The organism is Mesorhizobium sp. M2A.F.Ca.ET.067.02.1.1, from assembly GCF_004023285.1.
Lineage (GTDB): Bacteria > Pseudomonadota > Alphaproteobacteria > Rhizobiales > Rhizobiaceae > Mesorhizobium.
In genome coordinates this window covers 1-6,353 of record NZ_RZSB01000328.1, presented here as the reverse complement: position 1 = coordinate 6,353, position 6,353 = coordinate 1, and the positions used below count along the sequence as shown (strand labels likewise).

The following is a 6,353-nucleotide window of genomic DNA, read 5'->3' as shown; positions in this document are numbered from 1 at the left end:
CATCGTGCCCGCCTGCGTCCTGCGGCAACGGATCGCCCTGGTATGGGCGCCGCAGGTCGACATCCGCGCCCGCTTCGGCCAGAGCGGCACCGACCTGACCGAGGCCGGTATTGTCGTAGTTCTGGACCACCAGCACGCGCATCGAGAATCCTGCTGACATGAAAAGGCTGGGGCGAGCGATATCATGCGGCCCGTGTTTCAGCCAAGATGCGCGGCGGGAGAGAAAGCTATGCCACTGCAGAACCGGGTCGATCCCTTCGGCGCCATCCATGCCGTGCCGGAACGCGGCCTGTTCACCGGCAATCGCGGCATCATCCATGATCCGGAGACCAAGACTCTGCTGAGGAAGCGCTGGGCCTTGCCGGCCTGGATCATCTGTGTGTGCGAGTTCCGAAACGTGCGGCGCGAGCCGATGGGCCGCAACAGGGGAGGAAAGGCTGGTTGGACCGAATTGTTCTTCCTTGACGAGGTGACGGCGTTGGCCGCCGGCCACCGGCCCTGCTTCTTCTGCCGGCGCGAACGGGCGACCGATTTCGTCGGCCGCTTCGGCAAGGCCTTCGGCATCGCAGAGCCCCGCGCGCCGATGGTCGACAAACGGCTGCACAGGGAACGGCTGGCTTCGGGTGGACGGCCGCCTCGCGTAACCGTACCGGAGCTTGGCGGCTTGCCTGATGGAGCGATGATCGCGCAGGGCGACACCGCCTACGCGCTGCGTTCCGGAAAGGCACTTGAATGGTCCTTCGCGGGTTTCGCCGGTCAAACCGGCTTCGATCGCTTCACCGGCCGATCGCTGCGCCTGCTGACGCCGGCGACCACCATCGCGGTGCTGCGGCAAGGCTTTGCGCCTGTCTGGCATCCGACCGCCGACACTTGACGATATCCATCGCCTCGCCCATTGCTCGGCAGATATTCGCGGGATGGCCCGCAAATATCTGCCTAGATTCCCTTGTTTTTCGCAGGTTCTGATCGCAAAACCGCGGGGACACTTTTGCGGGACCTGCCTGGGCCATGCGTGCCAACTACAAAATGCAGCGGCTGTTCGTGCCGGACGATCTAGGCTCAGGCGTCGAATTCGATGCCGGACAGCAGCAGAGCCATTATCTCGCCCATGTGCTGCGGCTCGGCGAAGGCGCCGAGGTGCTGCTTTTCAACGGCCGCGACGGCGAATGGTCGGCTGCGATCGCCGCTAAATCCAAGAAGGCTGTCCGGTTGAAAGTGCTGGAGCTGCAGCGGCCGCAGCCGCCGCTGCCCGACCTCGTCTATTGCTTCGCGCCGCTCAAGCAGGGGCGGCTCGACTACCTGGTGCAGAAGGCGGTCGAGATGGGCGCCGGCGTGCTGCAGCCAGTCATCACCCAGCACACGCAGGTGGCGAAGCCCGGCATCGAGCGGCTGCGCGCCAATGTCGTCGAGGCGGCCGAGCAATGCGGCATCCTCGCGGTGCCGGACGTGCGTGAAGCAGAGAAGCTGGAGCGGCTGCTCGCCAGTTGGGACAGGGAGCGGCGGCTGATCTTCTGCGACGAGGACGCTTCGACCAACAATCCGCTGCCGGCCCTGCAGGCGGTAAGGGAGAAGAAACTTGCGCTTCTGGTCGGTCCCGAAGGCGGATTTTCCGAGGACGAGCGCAGGATGCTGAGGCCCTTGCCTTTCGTCACCGCCATCCCGCTCGGACCGCGGATCCTGCGCGCCGACACGGCGGCAGTGGCGGCGCTTGCCGCCATCCAGGTGACGATCGGCGACTGGTAAATCAAATCCCATTGAGGCCTGGCTCAGGATTTTTTGCTTGATCGGCTGCCGGCATTTCGTCCATCTAGCGCCGGCGGCCGTCCGGCCTCTGCAGCACCGCGCATGCTTTTCGACGCACGAAGGGCGCTGTAACACTTAGGAACTGTGCAGGACGCCTGGCGGAAGTCGATGCCGATTTCCGGGGCAAAGCGCTCGGAGGGGCCTCATGGCGCGCGACACGACCGATACCCAGCCCATCGAAGGGATCGACGAACTGGTCGGCTATCTGGCCGCCGGCAACAAGCCGCGCGACAAATGGCGCATCGGCACCGAGCACGAAAAATTCCCCTTCTATGTCGACGGCAACGCGCCGGTGCCCTATGGCGGCGAGCGCGGCATCCGCGCCATCCTCGAAGGCATGCAGGAAAAGCTCGGCTGGGATCCGATCATGGATGCCGGCCGCATCATCGGCCTTGTCGAGCCGACCGGACAGGGCGCGATCTCGCTGGAGCCCGGCGGCCAGTTCGAGCTTTCCGGCGCGCCGCTGGAATCGATCCATCAGACCTGCCGCGAGGGCAACGCGCATCTGGCGCAGGTGCGTGAGATCGCCGAGCCGCTCGGTATCCGCTTCCTCGGCCTTGGCGGCAGCCCGAAGTGGTCGCTGGCCGACACGCCGAAAATGCCGAAGTCGCGCTACGAGATCATGACGCGCTACATGCCGAAGGTCGGCACCAAGGGCCTCGACATGATGTACCGCACCTGCACGATCCAGGTGAATCTCGACTTCGAGAGCGAGATCGACATGCGCCGCAAGATGCAGGTGTCGCTGAAGCTGCAGCCGCTGTCGACGGCGCTGTTCGCCAACTCGCCCTTCACCGAGAGCCGGCCGAACGGGCTGCAGAGCTGGCGCGGCGACATCTGGCGCGACACCGACAACCAACGCTCCGGCATGCTTGAATTCTGCTTATCGCCCGATTTCGGCTTTGCCGACTATGTCGAATGGGCGCTCGACGTGCCGATGTATTTCGTCATCCGCGACGGCCAGTATCACGACATGACGCGCTACACCTTCCGCCAGTTCATGGCGGGTGCGGCGCGCAATGAAATCCCCGACGGCCTGCCGACCATGGGCGACTGGGCGAACCATCTCTCTACCTTGTTCCCCGACGTGCGGCTGAAGCGTTTCCTCGAAATGCGCGGCGCCGATGGCGGCCCGTGGCGTCGCATCTGCGCCCTGCCCGCCTTCTGGGTCGGGCTACTCTATGACGAGCAGGCGCTGGACGCCGTCGAGGCGCTGACCGCAAGCTGGACCTATCAGGAAGCGCTGGCGATGCGCAATGCCGTGCCGGAGCTTGGCATCGCGGCGCCGTTCCGCAACGCCACCTTGCGCGACGTCGCCCGCGACGTGCTCGCCATCTCGCGCATGGGCCTGAAGAACCGCGGCAAGAAGAACCGCGACGGTTATGACGAGACGTCGTTCCTCAACACGCTGGACGAGGTCGTCTCGCGCGGCACCACCAGCGCCGAGGAGATGCTGTCGGCCTACCACACGCGCTGGGGCGGCTCGATCGAGCCGGTGTTCATGGAATATGCCTATTAACTGTCCGGTGTACGCCGAGCGGTTGGGCAGCAAAAGCCGCTTCAATCGGTGATGGAAACGAACTAGGCTCTCCGACGAGGATATTGTCGGAGGAGAACCCAATGCCTTCCCTGTTCGACATTTTTGCCCAAGCCCAGAATGGCGCCGGCATGCAGGCGCTGGCCCAGCAATATGGGCTTTCGATGCAGCAGACGCAGGCCGCGGTCCAGGCGCTGCTGCCCGCCTTCTCGCAGGGGCTCCAGCGCAACACCGCCGATCCCTACGGGATGGGCGCCTTCATGACGGCGATGGCGAGCGGCCAGCACGCCAAATATTTCGAGGATGCGACAAGAGCCTTTTCGCCGCAAGGCATCGATGAGGGTAATGGCATTCTCGGCCATCTGTTCGGCTCGAAGGAGCTGTCGCGCGCCGTGGCGAACCAGGCCGCGCAGGCGACGGGGCTCAGCCAGCAGGTGTTGCAGCAGATGCTGCCGGCCATGGCCTCGATGATGATGGGCGGGCTGTTCAAGCAGACCAACAATCAGTTGACCGGGGGGCAGATGCAGGCCTTCGGCGGCAGCGGCAATCCGCTCGGCGAGATCATCGAGCAGATGATGCGGCAGGGCGGCCTCGCGCCGGCGCCGCAAACGCGGCAGGCGCCGGCGCCCAATCCCTATGGCGAGAATCCGCTCGGCAAGGTGCTGCAGGACATGTTCGGCGGCGGCGCGGCGCAGCCGCAAAGCCAGACACAGCAAGCGCCCAATCCCTACGGCGAGAACCCGCTTGGCAAGGTGCTGCAGGATATGTTCGGCGGCAGCGCGCAGCCGCAAAGCCAGCCCCAGCAGACGCAAAGCCCCTATGGCGACAATCCGCTCGGCAAGATCTTCGAGGAGATGCTGCGCCAGGGCGGTGGCGGCTTCGGCGCGCCCGGCGGGCAGCCGGCGCCGCAGCCGCAACAGCGCCAACCGCAGCAGAGCGCGCCGCAACAGCCGCAGGCCAACCCGAGCGGCCGTCCGCGAAACCCGTTCGATGACATCTTCGGCAAGATGTTCGAGACCGGCGCGCAGCAGCGCGACGAATATCAGAAGGGCGTGGAGACGATCTTCGACCAGTTCAAGCGCGACATGGACCGGCGTTGAGTCCCCGAACGCCCCCGGAGCGACGTTCCGCGAGCAAGAGACCCGAGCAGATGCGCCGCGATCGTCGCCGCGACTGCTTGCAGGGTGTTTTCGACCACAAACTTCACTACCGAGTATGATGGATCATAAGGAAAAGCGGATGCGCCCTTCGTCCTCTATGTTGCTACTGATGCTTGCCGTATCGTTGATGGGCTGCACAACAAGCAACGGAAACGCCGGCCAAAGCTCGAAGAACGAGGCGCAATGCGTTGGCTTCGGTTTTGAACAAGGTACGGATGCTTTCGCCAATTGCATGATGCAGCTTTCACTGCGGCAGGGGGGCTCGCAGCAGCCCGACCACGATACCCTCGTCAATCAATACAGAAGCCGCAGCAAGGCCCGACAGGGTGACGATCGATATCCCGTGTGCAGCGCCGCAAACATGGATGCCGAGTTGGATATTACAACGGGTAAGTGGGTCGGCCCCGATTGCCAGATGGCGCCAGACTAGAGCCTGCGTTCCTAGACGGCTTTGCTGGTTTCACCAAATTGCGTCTGGCTGCAACCAACGCTTCCGGTCATGAGTCGAAGCCCATAAAAAATGCCCGGTCCTGGAGGAGAACCGGGCAATTTGCAGGCTGGCCGGCGGGGAACCGGCAGGGAGTGTGGGAGCCTGCATGAAGCTTGGTCGCGCCGAGCCGTGAAAAGGGTCAGCGCGACGGGAAATCCGAGGGAAACGCCGCCCTTCAGCCTACCTGACGAGCAAGGTCCTCGATCGTGTCGGCGCGCTCGCTGGCGATCACGCGCAGCTTCGCCGTCGGATCGCGGCCGAAGGGCACGTCGATCGCGACATGGAGATCGCCGCGCGTCAGGCCGATATCGGCAAGCTCGGCGTCCGACATCTCGCCGAGGCGATAGAAGGCGCGACGGTTTTTCCAGGCGCGGTAGCTGTTGGCGATGGCATTGACCACAAGCGTCGCAACGGCCGGACGCGTGGTGATGCGCGGAGTCTCGGAGGCGAATTCAATCGTGGTCATTTCGGTCTCTCCTTCCAGGAGTCGAGCGGACGAAACCAGCCAATCGGCGCCTTGGGAGAAGCGCCGTTCCGGTTTCCATTCATTGATGTGATGCATGTCGTTGTCCCCAGAACCGGGAACCACTTCTGAGCGACTTGCACTGTTCTCATGTGGACAATGACAATTTGCCATCGCGCGATTGATTAATCCAACGAATGTTTTTAATCTCTAGCATCAACATCAATGATAGGTTGGACCGATGAAAGCGCCGCTTGACCTCGATCAGTTGCAAACCTTCATCTCGATCGCCGATACAGGAAGCTTCACCCGCGCGGCCGAGGAGGTGCACCGGACGCAGTCGGCCGTGTCGATGCAGATGCGGCGGCTGGAGGAGCGGATCGGCAAGCCGCTGTTCGAAAAGGACGGCCGCACCAACAAGCTGACCGAGGAGGGCGACAGGTTGCTTTCCTATGCGCGGCGGCTGATCTACCTCAACCGCGAGACGCTCGCCGCCTTCGACGACCAGCGCCTCGAAGGCACGATCCGCATCGGCACGCCGGACGACTATGCCGACCGCTTCCTGCCCGAGATCATGGCGCGCTTCTCGCGCTCCAATCCGCGTGTCGAACTGACGGTCGTTTGCGAGCCGACGCCGGGGCTTGTCGAACACATCAAGCGCGGCAATCTTGACCTAGCGCTGGTCACGCATAACGACACGCGCGGCCAGTCGGAAGTGGTGCGGCGCGAGCCGCTTTTGTGGGTCACCTCGGCCAACCACGCCACGCATGAACAGGAAACCCTGCCGATGGCGTTCGGCCGGCCGAACTGCATCTGGCGGCGTGCGGCTGTCGACGTGCTCGACCGGCAGAACCGCGACTACCGCGTGCTGTTCTCCAGCTTCTCGGCCACCGTTATCAC

The 6,353-nt window shown here is 63.9% G+C and carries 7 protein-coding genes and 1 pseudogene; 6 read left to right on the top strand and 2 right to left on the bottom strand.

The features are described from left to right. A pseudogene (locus EOA28_RS40350) lies at positions 1 to 271 on the bottom strand (GMP synthase); the annotation flags it as partial. Here EOA28_RS40350 and EOA28_RS20935 point away from each other — a divergent pair. The 5 genes from EOA28_RS20935 to EOA28_RS20915 all read left to right on the top strand — a co-directional run bounded on the left by EOA28_RS20935 (position 230) and on the right by EOA28_RS20915 (position 4,930). After that, complete coding sequence (locus EOA28_RS20935; RefSeq protein ID WP_127250080.1) at positions 230 to 874, top strand: hypothetical protein; 645 nt, start codon at positions 230 to 232, stop codon at positions 872 to 874. The pseudogene EOA28_RS40350 and the gene EOA28_RS20935 overlap by 42 nt on opposite strands. Before the next feature lie 134 nt (positions 875 to 1,008). Then, on the top strand, positions 1,009 to 1,743 hold the full coding sequence (locus EOA28_RS20930) for a 16S rRNA (uracil(1498)-N(3))-methyltransferase (RefSeq protein WP_127250081.1): 735 nt from the start codon (positions 1,009 to 1,011) through the stop codon (positions 1,741 to 1,743). Between the two features lie 205 nt (positions 1,744 to 1,948). Continuing rightward, entirely contained in the window at positions 1,949 to 3,322 is a 1,374-nt protein-coding gene (locus EOA28_RS20925; RefSeq protein ID WP_127250082.1) for a glutamate--cysteine ligase, read from the top strand. A 101-nt stretch (positions 3,323 to 3,423) separates the two neighbouring features. Next, positions 3,424 to 4,440, top strand: coding sequence for a DUF937 domain-containing protein (locus tag EOA28_RS20920; protein ID WP_127250083.1), 1,017 nt, complete (start codon positions 3,424 to 3,426; stop codon positions 4,438 to 4,440). 139 nt (positions 4,441 to 4,579) lie between these two features. Further along, positions 4,580 to 4,930 carry a hypothetical protein gene (locus tag EOA28_RS20915; RefSeq protein ID WP_127250084.1) on the top strand — a complete coding sequence of 117 codons (351 nt, stop codon included), beginning with the start codon at positions 4,580 to 4,582 and terminating at the stop codon, positions 4,928 to 4,930. A gap of 235 nt (positions 4,931 to 5,165) precedes the next feature. Here the strand turns inward: EOA28_RS20915 and EOA28_RS20910 are convergent, their stop codons facing one another. Next, on the bottom strand, positions 5,166 to 5,456 hold the full coding sequence (locus EOA28_RS20910; RefSeq protein WP_042640975.1) for a DUF1127 domain-containing protein: 291 nt from the start codon (positions 5,454 to 5,456) through the stop codon (positions 5,166 to 5,168). 238 nt (positions 5,457 to 5,694) lie between these two features. On the opposite strand from EOA28_RS20910, the gene EOA28_RS20905 reads away from it, so the two are divergent. Continuing rightward, positions 5,695 to 6,353, top strand: a 659-nt coding sequence (locus EOA28_RS20905) for a LysR family transcriptional regulator (protein WP_128315221.1), incomplete at its 3' end; no start/stop codon positions are given.